Here is a 16,511-nt window from a genome sequence, read left to right as displayed (position 1 = left end):
AATCCACAGCCCGCCCTAAGCCGGGTTAGCTCAAGTCATCCCGCCCGTTTTGCGCGCCATTTCTCATACCTGTGACCGAGTAGACGGCACGTTTTGGGCCAATGGCCAAAACTCCACCTTGCGTGGCCACAAGCCAGGCAGCAGTCGGCCGTTGCACACAGGTGCAACGGCCTCATTCCCGGATCAGCGACGTCCACCAGCAGGACGCCAGCGTGCGCGCGATCCGCGTATTTTTTGATGCAAGCCGGCTATCGGATCGTTGCCGGCTTGGTCACTGTGTAGGCTGGAAAATCCAGATGCTCCCATCATGTCTCGTGGCCGCGTTGCTGGCGCTCTCCATCATTACCCCCCTGCACGCTCAGGAGAGCCAGCCGATCCTGATCCGTTTCGCCCATGTGGTGGCCGATGACACCCCCAAGGGCAAAGGCGCGCTGCTATTCAAGCAACTCGCGGAAGAACGCCTGGCCGGCAAGGTCAGGGTCGAGGTGTATCCCAACTCGACCCGTTACGGCGATGCCGACGAGATGCAGGCATTGCTCAATGGCCAGGTCGAGCTGCTCGCGCCGTCCTTGTCCAAATTCGACCGTTACACCAAGCAGCTGCAGGTCTTCGACTTGCCGTTCCTGTTCGATGACGCCGAAGCGGTCAAGCGTTTCGGCAAGCGCGAGAAAAGCCAGGAACTGCTGCGTTCCATGACCAGTCACGGGATCACCGGGCTGGCCTATTGGAGCAACGGCCTCAAGCAATTGTCGGCCAATCGCGCCTTACGGCTCCCCAAGGACGCCCAGGGATTAAAGTTCCGCATCCAGAACTCGGCCGTGCTGGAAAGCCAATTCGAATCGATCGGCGCCCAGGCAGTGCGCCTGGCCTTCGGACAGATGTTCAAGGGACTGGAAAGCGGCGAGGTACAAGGCGCGGAAAACCCCTGGTCGAACATCGTCAGCCAGAAGGTCGATACCGTGCAGTCTCATATCATCGAGAGTAACCACGGCGTGCTGCACTACATGCTGATCACCAATACCTCGTTCTGGCACAGCCTGCCTTATGCGATCCGCAGCGAGCTGGACAACATCATTCTTGAAGTGACCCATGTGGTGAATGCCGAGGCGGAAGCGCTGAATGCGCGTGACCGCCAGAAGGTTCTGGCCGCCGGACGGGTCAAGGTGATCGATCTCAGCGATGCGGAGCGTGAAGCCTGGCGCCAGGCCATGCTGCCGGTCTGGAAGCGCTATGAAGACGAAATCGGCACTGACGTGATTCGTGCAGCGCTGGCCGTCAATCGCAAGCGCTGAGCCGACAGTTCAACACGGCATCCGTCAGCGAGCAGTCAGGCGATACTCGATGCGCTGGAGCCACTCGGCCTCCTGGGCGAAATCCGCCTGGGTCAGCGGGTTGGCGGCCAGCCAGCCTTCCGGGAAAATCAGCTCCAGACTGCGCTCGCCGACTTCGAGGCGCACCTTGGGCATTTCCTGGGTGCCGCGGATATGGTGGAACAGAATAGCGAAGCGCAGCAGGATGCACAGGCGCACCAGGCTTTCGGTGTCCGCCTCGGCATCCCTGAACTTGTCCAGCGGGATATTGCGTCGATGGCCTCGCACCAGCAAGGCGAGGACCTGCTGATCCTGGCGTGAAAAACCCGCCAGATCGCAGTGTTCGATCAGGTAAGCACCATGCTTGTGATAATGGTAGTGGGCGATATCCAGGCCCACTTCGTGAACACGCGCAGCCCAGCTGAGCAGCTCGCGATGCCAGTCTTCCTGCAGATTCCAGGCAGCCGCCACCTGATCGAGTGCCGACAGCGCCTTGGCCTCGACCCGGGCAGCCTGCTCAAGGTCGACGTGATAACGCTCCATCAGCGCTGACAAGGTACGTTGGCGTACATCCTCATGCTGATGGCGACCGATCAGGTCGTAGAGCACGCCTTCGCGCAAGGCACCTTCGGAATGCGTCATGGTTTCCAGCCCCAGCGCATCGAAAATCGCTTCAAGAATGGCCAGACCAGCCGGGAAAATACCCCGCCGCTCAGGCTTCACACCTTCAAAGTCGACTTTATCTACATCGCTGCACTTGAGTAATTTGCGCTTCAGCCAGACCAGCCCCTGGGCGTTGACCTCGCCACTGCCCCGCCCACCGGCTTGAATCGCCAGCCCCACGGAACGAATGGTGCCCGAAGCCCCAATGGCCTCCTGCCAGCCCTGTCGGCGCATGCCCTGTTCCCGACTCATCAATTCCAGACGTGCGGCGGTATAGGCCTGGGCATAACGTGCGGCGCTGATCTTGCCATCGGCAAAGAAACGCTGGGTAAAGCTCACACAGCCCATCTGCAGACTTTCGCGCAGCAACGGCTCGAAACGTTGGCCGATGATGAATTCCGTGCTGCCACCGCCAATATCGACGACCAGACGCTTGCCGGGCATATCCGGGAAGGTGTGTGAAACGCCAAGATAAATGAGGCGCGCCTCTTCGAGGCCAGCCACGACATCCACGGGGTGCCCTAGGAGCGCCTCGGCACGCCGGATAAACTCTTTGCGGTTGCGAGCAATGCGCAGCGCATTGGTGCCGACAATGCGCACTGCACCCTGGGGCAGGCCATTGATCAGCTGGGCAAAGCGCCCCAGGCAATCCAGGCCACGCTGCATCGCTTCTTCGCTCAACAGTCGCTGCTCATCAATCCCCGCAGCCAACTGCACCTTTTCGCCCAAGCGCTCGAGAATACGAATCTCGCCCTGATCGACCCGCGCCAAGACCATGTGAAAACTGTTGGAGCCCAGGTCAATGGCAGCGATCAGCGGAAAGGGATCGGGAGGAATGGCTGGCATGAGCGAAGCGTCTCTTGGAAAATCGCGACATCCTGCCACGATAGTCGGTGAGCGCCAACGTTTTACCCCTGTCACGCTTGTCGCAGGTCTTTTCAAAAAACCAGCGACGAATGGTTGGCACCTTGTCTACATGCACCGCGCCTAACGTGCAGTTCCGATAGACTTTACAGCCAGGGTCGATAGCCAGTGGCAATCAGCGCCACCTTCCGATTACGACCATTGCGGGATATGATACCGCCACTTTTTTTGCTTCCGACCAGGAGATCTCCATGAGCGAGTTCATCACTAACGTCAGCGACGCCAGTTTCGATCAGGACGTGCTCCAGGCAGAAAGCCCGGTGCTGGTCGACTACTGGGCCGAATGGTGCGGCCCCTGCAAAATGATCGCCCCGGTGTTGGACGAGATTGCACAGACTTACCAAGGCAAACTGAAGGTCTGCAAGCTGAACATCGACGAAAATCAGGCCACCCCACCCAAATACGGCGTGCGCGGCATCCCGACCCTGATGCTGTTCAAGAACGGTAATGTCGAAGCCACGAAGGTCGGCGCCCTGTCCAAATCGCAACTGGCGGCCTTCCTCGACGCGAATATCTGATCCGCGCATCGATTTTCTATTGAAAAACCCCATCAGTCGGTGGGGTTTTTCATATCCGGGGCTAGACGCTGGTAATCCCCCGGTGGTAGATTCGGCCTCGCTGCTTCTTTCGCAGCCCCCCGCAAGCCGTCGCCGACGCACTCCTACATTCGTATCAGTACAGCGATCCAGTCGCCTCTTCGCGGCGCGGCCTTCAAGCTCAACGCTTGCCCACTCCTATTGCATATCTATTCGTCATTCCTTATGAATCTGACCGAACTCAAGCAAAAGCCGATTGCCGAACTCCTCGACCTGGCCGAACAAATGGGCATCGAGAACATGGCCCGTTCGCGCAAGCAGGACGTGATTTTCTCCCTGCTGAAAAAACACGCGAAAAGCGGCGAGGAAATTTCTGGCGACGGCGTTCTCGAAATTCTGCAAGATGGCTTCGGCTTTCTGCGCTCCGCCGATGCCTCCTACCTGGCCGGCCCTGACGACATTTACGTCTCCCCCAGCCAGATCCGCCGCTTCAATCTGCGGACCGGCGACACCATCATTGGCAAGATCCGTCCTCCCAAGGAAGGCGAGCGCTATTTCGCCCTGCTCAAGGTTGACTCGATCAACTACGACCGACCGGAAAACGCCAAAAACAAGATTCTCTTCGAGAACCTGACCCCGCTGTTCCCCACCCAGCGTTTGAAGATGGAAGCGGGCAACGGCTCCACGGAAGACCTGATCGGCCGCGTTATCGACTTGACCGCCCCGATCGGCAAGGGTCAGCGCGGTTTGATCGTCGCCCCGCCGAAAGCGGGTAAAACGATCATGCTGCAGAACATCGCGGCGAACATCACCCGTAACAACCCTGAGTGCCACCTGATCGTCCTGTTGATCGACGAGCGCCCGGAAGAAGTGACCGAAATGCAGCGCACCGTGCGCGGCGAAGTGGTCGCCTCGACCTTCGATGAGCCGCCGACCCGCCACGTACAGGTCGCTGAAATGGTCATCGAGAAGGCCAAGCGTTTGGTCGAGCACAAGAAGGATGTGGTCATCCTGCTTGACTCCATCACGCGCCTGGCACGCGCCTACAACACCGTGATCCCCAGTTCCGGCAAAGTGCTCACCGGTGGTGTCGATGCCCACGCCCTGGAGAAGCCCAAGCGCTTTTTCGGTGCTGCGCGCAACATCGAGGAAGGCGGTTCGCTGACCATCATCGCCACCGCGCTGGTGGAAACCGGCTCGAAGATGGACGAGGTGATCTACGAGGAATTCAAGGGCACCGGCAACCTGGAACTGCAGCTGGAACGGCGCATCGCCGAGAAGCGCGTGTTCCCGGCCATCAACATCAACCGTTCCGGCACCCGCCGCGAAGAGTTGTTGACCGCCGATGACGAGCTGCAGCGCATGTGGATTCTGCGCAAGCTGCTGCACCCGATGGATGAAATCGCCGCCATCGAATTCCTGCTCGACAAGCTCAAAGACACCAAGACCAACGACGAATTCTTCATGTCCATGAAGCGTAAGTGATCGACAGGCGGCGAGCCGCCTGGGGCTGAAGGCTGGAGGTGGGACGTTATGCTTTTCGTCCAGCTTCCAGCCTTCCGCGTTTCAATCGAGAAGCCTGATGAAATACTCCGACTTGCGCGATTTTATCCGCGCCCTTGAACAGCGCGGCGAGCTGAAGCGCATTCAGACGCCTGTCTCACCCATCCTGGAAATGACCGAAATCTGTGACCGGACCCTGCGCAAGAAGGGCCCGGCGTTGCTGTTTGAAAACCCCACAGGGTTCGACATGCCGGTACTCGGCAACCTGTTCGGCACGCCCGAGCGTGTCGCACTGGGCATGGGCGCTGAGGATATTTCCGAACTGCGCGAGATCGGCAAACTGCTCGCCTACCTCAAGGAGCCGGATCCGCCCAAAGGCCTGAAAGATGCCTGGAGCAAGCTACCGCTGCTCAAGAAAGTCGTCAGCATGGCGCCCAAGGTGCGCAAGGACGCCATCTGCCAGGAAGTGATCCTTGAAGGCGATGATGTGGATCTGGGCACGCTGCCTATCCAGCATTGCTGGCCGGGCGACGCGGCGCCGCTGATCACCTGGGGTCTTACCGTCACCAAGGGGCCGAACAAGGAACGCCAGAATCTGGGTATCTATCGCCAGCAGGTCATTGGTCGCAACAAGCTGATCATGCGCTGGCTCAGCCATCGCGGCGGTGCGCTGGATTACCGCGAGTGGTGCGAAAAATACCCGGACCGCCCGTACCCTGTGGCTGTGGCGCTGGGAGCCGATCCGGCGACCATTCTCGGCGCGGTCACGCCAGTACCCGATACCCTGTCCGAATATGCCTTTGCCGGCCTGCTGCGCGGCTCGCGCACCGAATTGGTCAAGTGCATCGGCAGCGAACTGCAGGTCCCGGCGGGCGCGGAAATTATTCTCGAAGGGCATATTTATCCCGGCGAAATGGCCGATGAAGGCCCGTATGGCGATCACACCGGTTACTACAACGAAGTGGACCGCTTTCCGGTGTTTACCGTCGAGCGCATTACCAAACGCCGCGATGCGATCTACCACAGCACCTACACCGGCCGGCCGCCGGATGAGCCGGCGGTGCTCGGCGTGGCACTCAACGAAGTGTTCGTGCCGATCCTGCAGAAGCAGTTTCCGGAAATCATCGACTTCTACTTGCCGCCCGAAGGCTGCTCGTATCGCATGGCGGTGGTGACCATCAAAAAGCAGTACCCGGGCCATGCCAAACGGGTGATGCTTGGCGTGTGGAGCTTTCTGCGCCAGTTCATGTATACCAAGTTCGTCATCGTTACCGACGATGACATCAATGCCCGTGACTGGAACGACGTGATCTGGGCGATCACCACGCGCATGGACCCCAAGCGCGACACGGTACTGATCGACAACACGCCGATCGACTACCTGGATTTCGCCTCGCCAGTGTCTGGCCTGGGTTCGAAAATGGGCCTGGACGCCACCCACAAATGGCCAGGTGAAACCAGCCGCGAGTGGGGCCGCGTCATCGTCAAGGATGAGGCGGTGGTCAAGCGCGTCGACGAACTCTGGTCGCAACTGGGCATCGACTGATAAATGACACAAGAGGCAGGGCATCGACCCCGCCCACCTGGCCTTGGCGGGCCTTTCACGCCCGCCCACTAAAAGACGTGCACATGAAAGTTACCTTGCAGCCCAGTGGCGCCGTTCTTGACGTTCGCCCTGGAGAAACCATTCTCGACGCCGCACGGCGCCTGGGTTATGACTGCCCCCAAAGTTGTCGCAACGGCAATTGCCATATCTGTACGGCACAGCTGCTGGAAGGTCGTGTGCGCCAACGGGGCATGGAACAGGGCCCTGGCGAACTGTTCCCCTGCCTGGCCGAACCGCTTGAGGCGTGTCAACTGCATTGGGAGAGCGTACTGATGCCCGGCGAACTGCCCGTGCGCCAGCTTAGCTGTCAGCTCATCGCATGCGAGGCGGTCGGTGGCGATGTATATCGTCTGCGCCTGCGTGCACCGGCCGGCAATCCGCCACGCTACCATGCCGGTCAATATGCGCTGCTGCAGCGGGAGGATGGCGAATGGTCGGCCTTCTCGCTGGCCTCGGCGCCGGCGATGGGGCGTGAGCTGGAGCTGCATATCCTCGCCCGTGAAGCGCAGCCACGAGAGCTGCTGGAATTCATCAATCGCCAAGGGTTCGCTCGTATGCAGCTGCCATTCGGTGATACCCATCTGGCCGAATTGCCGGACGGGCCGCTGGTGCTGATCGCCGCCGGAACCGGCATGGCACAGATGCACAGCCTCATCGAGCATTGCCGCTTCAGTGGCTTTGCCCACCCGGTGCATCTGTACTGGGGCGCACGCACCCCCGAAGATTTCTACGACTTGCCTCACTGGCAGGAATGGCGACAGCTGCCCAACCTGTTCCTGCATCAAGTGGTCAGCGAGGTCTGCGGCTGGGATGGCCGGTGCGGCATGCTCTACGAGGCGATTCGAGAAGATTTTGCCGAGCTCAGCTCGCTGCATGTCTTTGCCAGCGGCTCGCCAGCAATGGTCTATGGCACCCTGGATGCACTGCTCGAGGCCGGTCTGGACGCCCATCAAATGCGCGCCGATGTGTTCGCCTACGCGCCTCGAGAGTGAAGGCGGAACGCCTTAACGAACCTTGACTACCACCTTGCCCAGCGCCTTGCGCCGCGCCAGGGTATCGATTGCCAGCCCGCCCTGGGCCAACGGGAAGATCTGCGATACGCGTGGTTGCAGCTTGCCCTGGGCATGCCAGGCGAACAGTTGCTGAAAGTTGACGGCATTGTCTTGCGCCTGGCGCTGGGCAAAGCTGCCCCAGAACACGCCGATGATCGCGGCGCCCTTTAGCAACGCCAAGTTGGCCGGCACCTGAGGTATCTGCCCGCTGGCGAAGCCGACCACCAGCAACCGACCGTTCCAGGCCATGGCGCGCAGGGCCTGCTCGAACAGCTCGCCGCCAACCGGATCGAAAACAACATCGACACCCTGACCGTTGGTCTGCGCCTTGAGGGTGTCCCTGAGGTTGCCCTTGGAATAATTGATTAGAGCATCAGCGCCGGCAACCTTGGCCACCTCCAGCTTTTCCTCGCTGCTCGCCGCGGCGATCACCCGCGCGCCCATCGCCTTGCCGATTTCCACGGCGGCCAGCCCGGTACCGCCTGCCGCGCCCAGCACGAGCAGGGTTTCCCCCGGCTGCAGGTTGGCGCGCTGTTTAAGCGCATGCATTGCGGTGCCATAGGCCATTCCAAACCCTGCCGCCGTATTGAAATCCATGCCTGCGGGCATCGGTATTACCTGCTGGGCCGAAACCGCTACCTGTTCGGCAAAGCCGCCCCAGCCGGTCAGGGCCATGGCGCGGTCGCCGGGCTTGAAGTTGCGAACTTGCTCGCCCACCGCGGCAACAATGCCGGCAACCTCCCCACCGGGAGCAAAAGGTAGCGGCGGCTGGAACTGGTATTTGCCCTCGATGATTAGACTGTCGGGAAAATTGACCCCGGCAGCATGCACGTTGAGCAGAACCTCGCCCGGCTTGATCTCAGGGGCCATGATGTCTGCCAGCACCAGGCTGGAAGCAGGGCCGTAGGCATTGCACAGCAGAGCTTTCATGGAGCACGTCCTTAGCAAGAAGAACTGCCAGTGTAGAAGGGCGCAACCGTCGGTCAATCCGTATCCCAGCCGGTGATAACGGGTCATAACCGGATGGTTGGTGTTGGGGGATGGCGAAGTAATAGCTATGCTAGGCCGCATTCTCAGCAGGAGTCAGATCGTGAAGCGTTGCATTGCATTGTTGTTGCTGCTTGGCCTGCCACTGGGCATCGCCCAGGCCGCCAGGGAAAATGATCCGACCAAGGTCGGTTATCTGGAACTGCGCCCCGCACTGGTGGGTAATTATGGCGAAGGCGCCCGGCCCAAATTCTTCAAGGCGGACGTTGCCCTGCGCGTCATCGGAACCCAAAATCTGGAGCGTCTGGAACACCATCAGCCATTGATTCGCAACGAATTGATCATGATGTTTGCCGAGCTGGGCAATGACAGCATGACCACCGTAGAAGACAAGGAAGCCCTGCGACAGCAAGCGCTGGAGCGCGTGCGCAAGGTCATTGAGGAAGAGGAAGGCCGTCCCTTGGTGGAAGACTTGCTGTTCAACAATCTGATTGCTCAACCCTGAACTGCGCCTGGTTTATTGCTCAGGCAAGGATGGCGCCGCATCCTGATTGACACCAAATCCCGCCCAGACGCAGGTTTGGTTACGCCCATTGCGCTTGGCCCGGTACAAGGCCTGGTCACTGTGGGCTATCAGGGTCTGGGGATGCTCCTGGAGATTAAGGTCGGAGGTGGCTACGCCGATACTGAGGGTCAAGCGCCTCAATGGGCTGCCGGGGTGGGGAATTGCCAGCTCGGCCAGGCGCTGATGCACACGCGCGGCCAAGTGCTCGGCGCCCTTGAGTCGGGTATTGGTCAGGATGATGGCGAACTCTTCGCCACCGTAGCGACAGGCGATATCGCCTTCACGCTGCAAGCACTCCACCAGCAACTGGGCTACCTTGCGTAGCGCATCGTCCCCGGCCAGATGGCCCAAGGTGTCGTTGTAGGATTTGAAGTGATCGATATCCAGCATCAGCAAAGACAGCGGCGCACCAATCCGGCGCAGGCGGCGCCATTCCGCCTGAAGTTGCTGGTCGAAATGCCTGCGGTTGTGCAGTCCGGTCAGGCCATCCTGTTGCGACAATCGTTGTAGACGCGCCTCAAGCTGTAAGCGCTCGCTGTTATCACGGGCCACGCCAATCAGATATTCACGCCCATTGCGACTCACCAACTGGGCACTGATCTCCGCCGGCTGCAGGCTGCCATCGCGGCGCAGCAATTCTCGCTGCAAGAAGCGCGGCAAGCCAGCGCGATGCAACTGGCGAACTTCCTCCAGCCATTGTTCGTAACCGGGTATCAACTTTTGCGGAGCCTGCTCAAACAGCTCGATGAAGGTTCGCCGGTCATATCCAAGACCCAGATGGATTGCACGGTTCATGTACAGCATCTTTCGGCTGTGCGAATCGACGATAAACAGGCCGTCGCGACAAAAATCGGTCAGATCGAGGATCAACTGTTGCTGCTCACGGCTGTCGCGCAGCGCTTGCTCGACCTGTTCGCGTCGCGCCATTTCGCTCTGCAAGCGCAGGTTGGCAGCCAGCAATGCGCGAGCACGTCGCGAGTTTTCAAAGGCCAGGTACAGCGCAGCGACCAACAACAGGCTAAGCCCCAGGCTGGCCACCAGCACGGCACGTGTCCAGGGCCGATTGATGCGAGCCTTCAACGTTGAAGTCGGACTCAGGCGCAGGCTGAAAGTCGTGTTGTCGATCAGGTCCAGCGGCACGACACGCTGCAGATCATCCGGACTGGTGGGCGAAACCTCATCGGGATAGCGCCGAAGACCATCCTCCAGCAACTCTATGCCGAAGCGCTGGTCGGCAATCGAGGAAAGCAATTCGTCGAGCAGCGGTGTAACGCGAAAGATGGCTTGCAGGTATCCATCGAAACGCCGCTCCGACTGGGCGTCGGGTACATACAGCGGGACATAGAGGATTAATCCACGTCCACCTTGCAGCAGCTCGAAACTGCCACTCAGTTGGCTACGCGCACTGACGCGAGCGCGCTCCGCCACTTTATAGTTGGGGTGTTCAGGAGTCAGTTGAAAATCTTGCGCCGCCTGATTGCCCTCGCTCGGCAAAAGCCAGCGCATACGTAAATCCGCACCTAGCCATTGGATGGATTGATAGCCGGGAAAGCTGCGTAACAGAAATTCGGCTTCGCGCTCCCAGTCCGCGCGCGACAACCCTCCCTCATGCAGCCAACGCTCGGCCAGACGGCGCAAGTCAAGCTCCTGGTCAGCCAGCCGGTTTTCGAGCTGGCGGGCCAGTGTTCGGGCCTGTACAGCGACACGCTCGCCGACAAAATTGCGCTGGTCGGTTTCAAGTTTTTGCCAGAACAACCCGCTCAATACGAACAGTGCCACGAGCAAACCGCCGAGCAGCAGATTGAGTAAAGATACCGGGGCTCGGATCATGGACACACTCCCTTGTGTGCTGAATATGTAGCACAGCCTCTTCAGAGTGCCTCACACCAAGGAAAGAATACTTTGCCACGCGACGGGCGATACCGGCATCACCGACAACCGGCTGCCCTTTTTTACAAGGGCAAGTTCAGCGAGCTGGGGGAGGGCCTTGAGTTGCGACAAGGGAATCACAGCAGCAAAGACATCGACGAAACCGACGTCCACGGCACTCCAACGATTCTTGTCGGGCGTCGACATGATGTCAAAATAGTGGCTATCCGGATCGAGAGCGGTTGGGTCGGGATAACTGGAAGTGAGAATTTTGCCCACGCCGGCAATACCCGGTTTGGGGCAGCTGGAATGATAGAAAAAGAACAAATCTCCCGGCTGCATGGCCCGCAGATAGTTTCGCGCTTGATAATTGCGGACTCCATCCCAGCGCGCTTGGCCCAGATGCTGTAGCGACTCTATTGACAGCTCGTCGGGTTCCGACTTCATTAACCAATACGGCATGAACTTTGCCTTTAGTCGTGGGTCCGATGTTCCCGGACATTTAGGAGCCCTAGGCGTCGCGTCGCAACACTCGTTCAGTTACGGCAGACCATCGCTCGTTTTTTTGAATGGCTTGCAGATGCGAGACATAAGAAACGCCAGGGTTTTCATGTAGTTGTCTATTTGGGGAAAGACAAACGATGAAACGCAAGCCGGATATTTTATTAGTACTGGTGATTTTGTTCAGCCTGGGCATGGTCACCACGGGCTATACACAAGGCCTTTGGGACCGTCAAAACGACAACTCTGCAGCTTTAACCGGCCGCTGATGCCGCCATAGCGCTCTCAACAGACTGTGTTTCAACGGTCTGTTGAGCGTTTCTGACGCCGTACCAGCCCCGATCAGTCACGGTGGCCCGCATGGGGATATCCCAACGGGCCAATGTCAGCCGGTCAACCTTCTGACACTCATGAGCCAAGCCCAACAATGTCGGCTTGTGCCATTTTTTGCGCAAGTTGCGAAACGCCAGGCCACGGTCGTAAAAACCGCCGCCCATACCCAGGCGACCGCCATACGCATCAAAACCGACCAACGGCATGAGAATCAGGTCCAATGCCCAGGCCTTGCGCTGTCGGGCACGATTGACCCGAGGCTCGGGTATGCCAAAGCGATTGCGGCGCAACGGCTCGCCAGGATCAATCCGCTGAAACGCCATCTGGGTGCGTGGCCAGCTGTTGAGCACCGGCAAGTAGATGCTTTTGCCTCGCCGCTGAGCTTCGACCATGAGGGCGCGCGGGTCTATTTCCCCATCATTGGGTAAATACAGCGCGATGTGTCGGGCACGGCGGAACATCGGATGCTGGGCAAGCTGGCAGTACAGGTCACGAGCCGCGCGTCGCTGTTCTACGGGACTCAATTGCCGGCGGCACTGGCGTAGCAGGCGGCGCAGCTGGGGGCGGGACAGGTCGTCGCCATGAATCATCGCGAACCGGCCATAGGCAGAACGATAAAACGCCAGTGCGGGTAACTCGGCTGGCGGTTAGAAGTGGAACTCCCCAAAGTGCCGCTTTCGGCTTTGGCCCTTGAACCCGAGAGTTCAAGGTGGCGACTGCAGGCGACCTTAAGGCTTTCCGTCGAGCGGACATGCACACGGGCCACACGTACAGCCTCCAAGGTTTTGCTTATCGGGAGAGGGACATGGCCTACCGGCAAACACCCCAGGGAGCTGGGAGGCAGTATACCCCAATCAATTCTGTTGGCGACTGTCACTAGTCCGGGTTGCTGCCCAGCGCCTGATCGACCCGCTCCAGCATGTCGCGTATCTGTTCGCGACTGGCGCCGGTTTGCTGATCGAAGAATTGCTGTTTCTGCAGCAGCTCATGGGTAATGTTCAGCGCGGCCATCACGGCGACCCGCTCAGATCCGATCACCTTGCCGGTGGCGCGGATCTCGCGCATTTTGCTGTCCAGGTAACGCGCGGAGTTTTCCAGGTTGCTGCGTGCTTCCGCGGGACAGGCAATGCAGTACTCCTTGTCGAGAATCATCACGGTGACGGTGGTTGACTGAGTCATGAGTCCTGCTCCAGGGCTTTGAGGCGTGAAATCATCGCTTCGACCTTTACCCGGGCCATTTCGTTCTTCTCGACCAACTGGGCACGCTCTTCGCGCCAGGCCTTTTCACTCGCCCGCAACTGGCGGTTGTGCGCCTTGAGCTGCTCATGCTGTCGCAGCAACACTTCCAGCTTGGCCGCCAGCGCGTGTAATTCGGCGTTTTCCATGGGCTCTCGAGAAAAACCTGGGTTCTGGACTATAAGGGATTGTCCCTACTAAGGGTCAAACCTGCTTGGCTCCGAATCAGTGATGACGGTCGCGTTATTGGTCTGCCCCCGTCAGGCTGCTAGGATACGAGTCCTTCATTCTAGTGATTGCGCTGCCTTGCGCCTAGCAGACCATGCCCAGTTCCAATTCTCCGTATTACGCTTTCGCTGCCTTGCTGGCCAACGCCGGGCATCCTGTCTCCCCCGCTGAGCTGCACGGCGTGCTACTTGGCCGCAGCTGCGCCGGTGCCGGCTTCGATCCGGAGCCCTGGCTGGCCGATGCCCAGGAAGTGCTGGGCGATGTTCCGCAGGACAACGTGCGCCAGGCGCTGATCGGCCTGCAGGAGATGGTCAAGGCCGAGCTATCCAGTGGCGACTTCACCGTGGTGCTGTTGCTGCCTGGCGACGAGGCGCCTCTGGAAGAGCGCGCCTTGGCTCTCGGGCAGTGGTGCCAGGGCTTTCTCTCCGGCTTCGGCCTGACCGTGCGCGACAGCGCGCTGTCCACCGAAGCCACCGAGGTGCTGCAGGACTTGGCTGCCATTGCCCAGGTGCAAAGCGCGCTTGAGGATTCCGAAGACGGCGAAAGCGACTACATGGAAGTCATGGAGTACCTGCGCGTGGCGCCCTTGCTGCTGTACGGCGAATGCGCCAAGGCTCCCGTCGCCCCCTCCCCGAAGCCTTCTTTGCACTGACCGGAACGCCGCCATGAATCGCATCCCGCAATCGGAATTTGCCCAGCGGCGCCAGGCGCTGATGGCGCTGATGGACCCCAACAGCATCGCTATCCTGCCCGCCGCACCGGCGCAGATGCGCAACAGCGATGTGGAACACACCTATCGCCAGGACAGCGATTTCCAGTACCTGTCCGGCTTCCCTGAGCCCGAAGCGGTAATCGTGCTGATTCCCCGCCGCGAACACGGCGAATACGTGCTGTTTTGCCGCGAGCGCGATCCGGAACGCGAGCTGTGGGACGGTCTGCGCGCCGGGCAGGAAGGTGCGGTGCGCGACTATCATGCCGACGATGCCTTTCCCATCAGTGATATTGACGACATCCTGCCCGGCCTGATCGAGGGCCGCGAACGGGTCTACTACGCCATCGGGCGCGACGCCGAGTTCGACCACCGGCTGATGGAATGGATCAACATCATCCGCGCCAAAGCCCGCCAGGGTGCCCAGCCGCCCAGCGAGTTCGTCGCCATCGATCACCTGTTGCATGACCTGCGCCTGCGCAAGTCGGTCAACGAGATTGCGGTCATGCAGACCGCCGCGGCGATTTCCGCCCGTGCCCACGTGCGCGCCATGCAGGCCAGCCGCGACGGGTTGTGCGAGTACCACCTGGAAGCCGAACTGGACTACGAATTTCGCCGTGGCGGCGCGCGTCTGCCGGCCTACGGCAGCATCGTCGCCGCCGGCCGCAACGCCTGCATCCTGCACTACCGCGAGAACGACGCACCCCTCAAAGATGGCGACCTGGTGCTGATCGACGCCGGCTGCGAAATCGACTGCTACGCCAGCGACATCACCCGCACCTTCCCGGTCAGCGGCAGCTTTTCGCCGGAACAGAAAGCCATCTACGAGCTGGTGCTGGAAGCCAACGTTGAAGCCTTCAACCACATCGGTCCCGGCAAGCGCTGGAACGATGCCCACGAAGCAACCGTACGCGTTATCACCGCCGGCCTGGTGAGGCTCGGCCTGCTGCAGGGCGAGGTCGACGAGCTGATAGCCAGCGAGGCATACAAACCGTTCTACATGCACCGCGCCGGCCACTGGCTGGGCCTGGATGTGCACGACGTCGGCGACTACAAGGTCGATGGCCGGTGGCGCGAACTAGAGCCCGGCATGTGCATGACCGTCGAGCCGGGCATTTATATCGCGGTGGACAACCAGAACGTCGAGGCCAAATGGCGCGGTATCGGCGTGCGCATCGAGGATGATGTGGTGGTAACCGAGACCGGCTGCGAGATCCTCACCGGCGGCGTGCCGAAAAGCGTGGCCGAGGTCGAAGCCCTGATGGCCGCCGCGCGCGCGCAGGTGGCGTGATGGCCCGCACGCAGCTGGCGATCATCGGCGGCGGCCTGGTGGGCGCCAGCCTGGCGCTGGCCTTGCAAGACCGCGCCAGGGCGCGCGGCTGGGACATCGTACTGATCGAGCCCTTCGCCCCCGGCAACCCCTACCAGCCCAGTTATGACGCCCGCAGCTCGGCGCTGGCGTATGGCAGCCGGCTGATCTATGAGCGGCTCGGCGTCTGGGCGAGCATTGCTCCGCGGGCCGAGCCGATTCTGCATATCCACGTCTCCGAACAAGGCCGCTTTGGCGCTACGCGCATGCATGCCCGCGATGAGGGCGTGCCGGCATTGGGTTATGTCGTGGAGAACGCCTGGCTCGGCCAATGCCTGTGGCAGGCGCTGGACCATGACGTCGTGAAATGGCGTTGCCCCGCGGAGGTGCGCGACCTGCAGCCGCTGACCGACGGCTATCGGCTCATTCTTGATGACGACACCACTTTGGACTGCGACCTGGCGGTGCTCGCCGATGGCGGCCGCTCCGGATTGCGTGAGCGCCTGGGCATCCAGGTCAACCGCCGCCCGTACGGGCAGAGCGCGCTGATCACCAACATCACCCCGAGCCTGCCCCATGGCGGCGAAGCCTTTGAGCGCTTTACCGCGCAAGGCCCCATGGCCCTGTTGCCGATGTCCGAAAACCGTTGCGCGCTGATCTGGACGCGTACCGGTGAGCACGCCGAACGTCTGCAAAGCCTGCCGGATGGGCACTTTCTCGCCGAGTTGCAGGATGCCTTCGGTTATCGCCTGGGGGCGTTGCGTCAGGTTGGCGCACGGCATCTGTACCCGCTGGCGCTGATCGAGGCCCAGGAGCAGGTGCGCGCCAACCTTGCTGTGCTCGGCAATGCCGTGCACAGCCTGCATCCGATTGCCGGCCAGGGTTTCAACCTGTCGCTGCGCGATGCCCTGGCCCTGGCTGAATGCTTGCAGGAAAGCGACGCTCCGCTGGGCGACCTGGCCACGCTGCAAACCTACCGCGAACGCCAGCGCCCAGACCAGGACATGACCATTGGCTTTTCCGACAAGTTGACTCGCCTGTTCGTCAAGAATTCCACTCTGCTCGGCCACACCCGGCACCTCGGCCTGCTGGGACTCGACCTGCTGCCGCCGGTCAAGAGTTGGTTTGCCCGCCAGGCCATGGGCTTGGGTACCCGCTCGCTGTGATTTCGGATTAAAAC

17 protein-coding genes and 1 other RNA gene are annotated in these 16,511 nt (G+C 60.5%); 10 read left to right on the top strand and 8 right to left on the bottom strand.

Features of this window, described 5'->3' with window-relative positions; all coding sequences use genetic code 11:
* The first annotated feature begins 296 nt into the window (after window positions 1-296).
* The gene (locus tag H9642_RS06535; RefSeq protein ID WP_251835617.1) at window positions 297-1,292 is read left to right on the top strand and encodes a DctP family TRAP transporter solute-binding subunit; all 996 of its coding nucleotides are present in this window, start codon (window positions 297-299) and stop codon (window positions 1,290-1,292) included.
* A 24-nt stretch (window positions 1,293-1,316) separates the two neighbouring features.
* Here the strand turns inward: H9642_RS06535 and ppx are convergent, their stop codons facing one another.
* Entirely contained in the window at window positions 1,317-2,819 is a 1,503-nt protein-coding gene (gene ppx / locus H9642_RS06530) for an exopolyphosphatase (RefSeq protein WP_251835616.1), read from the bottom strand.
* Between the two features lie 269 nt (window positions 2,820-3,088).
* Here ppx and trxA point away from each other — a divergent pair, with 269 nt between their 5' ends.
* The 4 genes from trxA (at window position 3,089) to H9642_RS06510 (ending at window position 7,534) form a co-directional block, all read left to right on the top strand.
* The gene (trxA, locus tag H9642_RS06525; RefSeq protein WP_251835615.1) at window positions 3,089-3,415 is read left to right on the top strand and encodes a thioredoxin TrxA; all 327 of its coding nucleotides are present in this window, start codon (window positions 3,089-3,091) and stop codon (window positions 3,413-3,415) included.
* Window positions 3,416-3,658: 243 nt separating this feature from the next.
* Window positions 3,659-4,918, top strand: coding sequence for a transcription termination factor Rho (gene rho / locus H9642_RS06520; protein WP_251835614.1), 1,260 nt, complete (start codon window positions 3,659-3,661; stop codon window positions 4,916-4,918).
* 97 nt (window positions 4,919-5,015) lie between these two features.
* Entirely contained in the window at window positions 5,016-6,482 is a 1,467-nt protein-coding gene (gene ubiD / locus H9642_RS06515; RefSeq protein WP_251835613.1) for a 4-hydroxy-3-polyprenylbenzoate decarboxylase, read from the top strand.
* A gap of 83 nt (window positions 6,483-6,565) precedes the next feature.
* Window positions 6,566-7,534 carry a CDP-6-deoxy-delta-3,4-glucoseen reductase gene (locus H9642_RS06510; protein ID WP_251835612.1) on the top strand — a complete coding sequence of 323 codons (969 nt, stop codon included), beginning with the start codon at window positions 6,566-6,568 and terminating at the stop codon, window positions 7,532-7,534.
* A 12-nt stretch (window positions 7,535-7,546) separates the two neighbouring features.
* Here H9642_RS06510 and H9642_RS06505 read toward each other — a convergent pair whose 3' ends face one another.
* Complete coding sequence (locus H9642_RS06505) at window positions 7,547-8,524, bottom strand: NADPH:quinone oxidoreductase family protein (protein WP_251835611.1); 978 nt, start codon at window positions 8,522-8,524, stop codon at window positions 7,547-7,549.
* Between the two features lie 160 nt (window positions 8,525-8,684).
* Here H9642_RS06505 and H9642_RS06500 point away from each other — a divergent pair, with 160 nt between their 5' ends.
* A complete protein-coding gene (locus H9642_RS06500) occupies window positions 8,685-9,086 on the top strand; it encodes a flagellar basal body-associated FliL family protein (RefSeq protein WP_251835610.1) in 402 nt (133 codons plus the stop codon).
* A gap of 12 nt (window positions 9,087-9,098) precedes the next feature.
* Here H9642_RS06500 and H9642_RS06495 read toward each other — a convergent pair whose 3' ends face one another.
* Window positions 9,099-10,976 carry a diguanylate cyclase domain-containing protein gene (locus H9642_RS06495; protein ID WP_251835609.1) on the bottom strand — a complete coding sequence of 626 codons (1,878 nt, stop codon included), beginning with the start codon at window positions 10,974-10,976 and terminating at the stop codon, window positions 9,099-9,101.
* A 51-nt stretch (window positions 10,977-11,027) separates the two neighbouring features.
* Window positions 11,028-11,477 carry an EVE domain-containing protein gene (locus H9642_RS06490; RefSeq protein ID WP_251835608.1) on the bottom strand — a complete coding sequence of 150 codons (450 nt, stop codon included), beginning with the start codon at window positions 11,475-11,477 and terminating at the stop codon, window positions 11,028-11,030.
* Window positions 11,478-11,656: 179 nt separating this feature from the next.
* Between H9642_RS06490 and H9642_RS18325 the strand changes: the two genes are divergently transcribed.
* Entirely contained in the window at window positions 11,657-11,785 is a 129-nt protein-coding gene (locus tag H9642_RS18325; protein ID WP_273538340.1) for a hypothetical protein, read from the top strand.
* On the opposite strand, the gene H9642_RS06485 is transcribed toward H9642_RS18325, so the two are convergent.
* The 4 genes from H9642_RS06485 to H9642_RS06470 all read right to left on the bottom strand — a co-directional run bounded on the left by H9642_RS06485 (window position 11,771) and on the right by H9642_RS06470 (window position 13,234).
* The gene (locus tag H9642_RS06485; RefSeq protein WP_251835607.1) at window positions 11,771-12,439 is read right to left on the bottom strand and encodes a 5-formyltetrahydrofolate cyclo-ligase; all 669 of its coding nucleotides are present in this window, start codon (window positions 12,437-12,439) and stop codon (window positions 11,771-11,773) included. The two genes, H9642_RS18325 and H9642_RS06485, sit on opposite strands and share 15 nt — an antisense overlap.
* A gap of 66 nt (window positions 12,440-12,505) precedes the next feature.
* Window positions 12,506-12,684, bottom strand: a non-coding RNA gene (ssrS, locus tag H9642_RS06480) — 6S RNA.
* A gap of 41 nt (window positions 12,685-12,725) precedes the next feature.
* A complete protein-coding gene (locus H9642_RS06475; protein WP_251835606.1) occupies window positions 12,726-13,028 on the bottom strand; it encodes a cell division protein ZapA in 303 nt (100 codons plus the stop codon).
* Complete coding sequence (locus H9642_RS06470) at window positions 13,025-13,234, bottom strand: TIGR02449 family protein (protein WP_251835605.1); 210 nt, start codon at window positions 13,232-13,234, stop codon at window positions 13,025-13,027. The genes H9642_RS06475 and H9642_RS06470 overlap by 4 nt, the downstream gene beginning before the upstream one ends.
* 173 nt (window positions 13,235-13,407) lie before the next feature.
* Here H9642_RS06470 and H9642_RS06465 point away from each other — a divergent pair, with 173 nt between their 5' ends.
* The 3 genes from H9642_RS06465 to ubiH are packed head-to-tail and all read left to right on the top strand — an operon-like array spanning window position 13,408 to window position 16,497.
* Entirely contained in the window at window positions 13,408-13,965 is a 558-nt protein-coding gene (locus tag H9642_RS06465; protein WP_251835604.1) for a YecA/YgfB family protein, read from the top strand.
* Between the two features lie 13 nt (window positions 13,966-13,978).
* Window positions 13,979-15,313, top strand: coding sequence for a Xaa-Pro aminopeptidase (gene pepP, locus H9642_RS06460; protein WP_251835603.1), 1,335 nt, complete (start codon window positions 13,979-13,981; stop codon window positions 15,311-15,313).
* Window positions 15,313-16,497: a 2-octaprenyl-6-methoxyphenyl hydroxylase gene (ubiH, locus tag H9642_RS06455; protein ID WP_251835602.1), complete on the top strand. Its 1,185-nt coding sequence runs from the start codon at window positions 15,313-15,315 to the stop codon at window positions 16,495-16,497. The genes pepP and ubiH overlap by 1 nt, the downstream gene beginning before the upstream one ends.
* Window positions 16,498-16,511 lie beyond the last annotated feature (14 nt).

It is taken from the genome of Serpens gallinarum (assembly GCF_014836765.1).
GTDB classification, from domain to species: domain Bacteria; phylum Pseudomonadota; class Gammaproteobacteria; order Pseudomonadales; family Pseudomonadaceae; genus Serpens; species Serpens gallinarum.
Note: the sequence above shows the minus strand (reverse complement) of the source record. Positions and strands in the feature narration are given on the sequence as shown.

What these genes read in the sequence shown, in the direction of transcription:
- H9642_RS06505 (WP_251835611.1), bottom strand. Translation starts at nt 8,524, where the DNA reads ATGAAAGCTCTGCTGTGCAATGCCTACGGCCCTGCTTCCAGCCTGGTG.
- ubiH (WP_251835602.1), top strand. Translation starts at nt 15,313, where the DNA reads ATGGCCCGCACGCAGCTGGCGATCATCGGCGGCGGCCTGGTGGGCGCC.
- rho (WP_251835614.1), top strand. Translation starts at nt 3,659, where the DNA reads ATGAATCTGACCGAACTCAAGCAAAAGCCGATTGCCGAACTCCTCGAC.
- ppx (WP_251835616.1), bottom strand. Translation starts at nt 2,819, where the DNA reads ATGCCAGCCATTCCTCCCGATCCCTTTCCGCTGATCGCTGCCATTGAC.
- H9642_RS06485 (WP_251835607.1), bottom strand. Translation starts at nt 12,439, where the DNA reads ATGATTCATGGCGACGACCTGTCCCGCCCCCAGCTGCGCCGCCTGCTA.
- H9642_RS06470 (WP_251835605.1), bottom strand. Translation starts at nt 13,234, where the DNA reads ATGGAAAACGCCGAATTACACGCGCTGGCGGCCAAGCTGGAAGTGTTG.
- H9642_RS06475 (WP_251835606.1), bottom strand. Translation starts at nt 13,028, where the DNA reads ATGACTCAGTCAACCACCGTCACCGTGATGATTCTCGACAAGGAGTAC.
- pepP (WP_251835603.1), top strand. Translation starts at nt 13,979, where the DNA reads ATGAATCGCATCCCGCAATCGGAATTTGCCCAGCGGCGCCAGGCGCTG.
- H9642_RS06510 (WP_251835612.1), top strand. Translation starts at nt 6,566, where the DNA reads ATGAAAGTTACCTTGCAGCCCAGTGGCGCCGTTCTTGACGTTCGCCCT.
- ubiD (WP_251835613.1), top strand. Translation starts at nt 5,016, where the DNA reads ATGAAATACTCCGACTTGCGCGATTTTATCCGCGCCCTTGAACAGCGC.
- H9642_RS18325 (WP_273538340.1), top strand. Translation starts at nt 11,657, where the DNA reads ATGAAACGCAAGCCGGATATTTTATTAGTACTGGTGATTTTGTTCAGC.
- H9642_RS06465 (WP_251835604.1), top strand. Translation starts at nt 13,408, where the DNA reads ATGCCCAGTTCCAATTCTCCGTATTACGCTTTCGCTGCCTTGCTGGCC.
- H9642_RS06495 (WP_251835609.1), bottom strand. Translation starts at nt 10,976, where the DNA reads ATGATCCGAGCCCCGGTATCTTTACTCAATCTGCTGCTCGGCGGTTTG.
- trxA (WP_251835615.1), top strand. Translation starts at nt 3,089, where the DNA reads ATGAGCGAGTTCATCACTAACGTCAGCGACGCCAGTTTCGATCAGGAC.
- H9642_RS06490 (WP_251835608.1), bottom strand. Translation starts at nt 11,477, where the DNA reads ATGCCGTATTGGTTAATGAAGTCGGAACCCGACGAGCTGTCAATAGAG.
- H9642_RS06535 (WP_251835617.1), top strand. Translation starts at nt 297, where the DNA reads ATGCTCCCATCATGTCTCGTGGCCGCGTTGCTGGCGCTCTCCATCATT.